Annotated in this window: 2 protein-coding genes; both read right to left on the bottom strand. The window is 32.1% G+C overall.

The annotated features are described in order from the left end of the window. On the bottom strand, positions 1–616 hold a 616-nt coding region (locus DMP16_RS09725; protein WP_143577175.1), incomplete at its 3' end, for an ABC transporter permease subunit. Then, positions 616–1,506: an ABC transporter permease gene (locus DMP16_RS09720; RefSeq protein WP_069281351.1), complete on the bottom strand. Its 891-nt coding sequence runs from the start codon at positions 1,504–1,506 to the stop codon at positions 616–618. The genes DMP16_RS09725 and DMP16_RS09720, both read right to left, overlap by 1 nt. Positions 1,507–1,618: the final 112 nt, after the last annotated feature.

The raw sequence follows: 1,618 nt of genomic DNA, 5'->3' as shown, positions 1-1,618 counted from the left end.
TAACATTTCCAATTCCTAAAAAAGCTAATCCTGCTTGCATCGAAATTGCAACTATAGCATTAGTGCAGAATTGGGAAAATATTATATTAATATTTTTTCTAATTATCTTTCTTAAAATATAAAGATTATTAGCACCTAGCATAAAGTATGAGATGACGTAGTTACTATTTAAATGCTGTTTAAATATTGGTCTTAATATTCTTACAGGCAGAGTCCACAGTACGAGTACCATTACTCCTAGTGTGACATAATTATTTGGTGGGAGTACAAAGGATAATATTAGAAATAGTGGATACTTAGGTATTGAGATAAAGAATATCGTTATCTCATTTACCGCATTATCGATAAACGAGTTAAAAATACTCATTAATAATCCTAAGCCTATTAATGTTGAGAAGAGTGGAGCTAGAATTGCAAACATTAATGATACGCCAGATGCTCTTAGGTCATATACTAGCATACTTTCCCCACTCCACGTAGTACCTAGAAGATATTGAGGCGAGGGAGGTAAATACGGCTGGGCAGTGGGAGATAGTTTCATAAATAGGCTTATAATGTAAACTATAACAAACGATATTATTATTGATACTCCTACAAACATTTTTCTTATCCTCATTACTTCACCCTCCAATCTACCTTACTATTAGTAACATCAGCTATTAAATTTAAAATAATTGAAATTATACTAAATAATATAAAACATCCAGACGCTAAGGGATAATCTGAATTATTAATAGCTTGAACCATCATGTATCCTATACCGGGGTAATTAAATACAGTTTCGACAAAAATTAGGGCAGGAATTGATGTAGAAATGGAATAAGTTATAGCCACTAACAATAATGGTACTGTAAGTCTAAGTATTTCCTTACTTATTATTCTTCCATCAAGACCCAGAGAGACGAAGAACTCAATCATGTTGTAATGCTCTACTAGTAGTTGGGTTAAATTCCTTCTAACGAACATATATAAGAACGTCAATTCAATCACCGCTAATGTGAGCATGGGAGAGATTATATTAGGAGGTAATAATATGAAAAGTAAAGTAGCAATTACTACTTCGGGGATTGAATAAAGTATGATCAAAATTGTGTTCAAAAAATTATCTTGAAAACTGCCTAGATACTTAATTGAAAGGTACGTTATCAATAGAATTAAGGGAATTGATATTCCTAAACTGCCCGCTATGAGTATTAATGATCTAATAAGTGCCCCTAACACTAAGCTTATCACGGGTCTTCCATAGAAGATAGAATAGCCCCAATTTCCTGTAAAAAAACTGATTAAATAATTTGAAACTGAATAGAAAAGATTTGAATTATAGCCATATAGCATCTCTAAGCTTCTAATCTCTCCTTGTGTTAAACTATACCCATTTTGTGATAATAGCGATATTAGTGTATAAAATGATGTTGACTTTCTAGCTAAAACGTAATCTAAAATTACTAGTAAAATTACACTAACTATTGCTCTAGCTATATACCTTATGTACTTTTCCTTCATCATCTCCTTAACCTCATTACGACGAAGACTACCACTGCTACCATTATTACTATGCCTACTAACACGTAAGTAATTGTTAGATTACTTGTCGCAGTACTAGTCATACTAGGCATTG

The organism is Sulfolobus sp. B1 (genome assembly GCF_007050195.1).
In the GTDB taxonomy this organism is placed as follows: Archaea; Thermoproteota; Thermoprotei_A; order Sulfolobales; family Sulfolobaceae; genus Saccharolobus.
This window is presented reverse-complemented; position numbering and strand designations above follow the sequence as displayed.

Excerpts from the sequence above, each read along its gene's own strand:
- DMP16_RS09720 (WP_069281351.1), bottom strand. The coding sequence starts at position 1,506 with ATGATGAAGGAAAAGTACATAAGGTATATAGCTAGAGCAATAGTTAGT.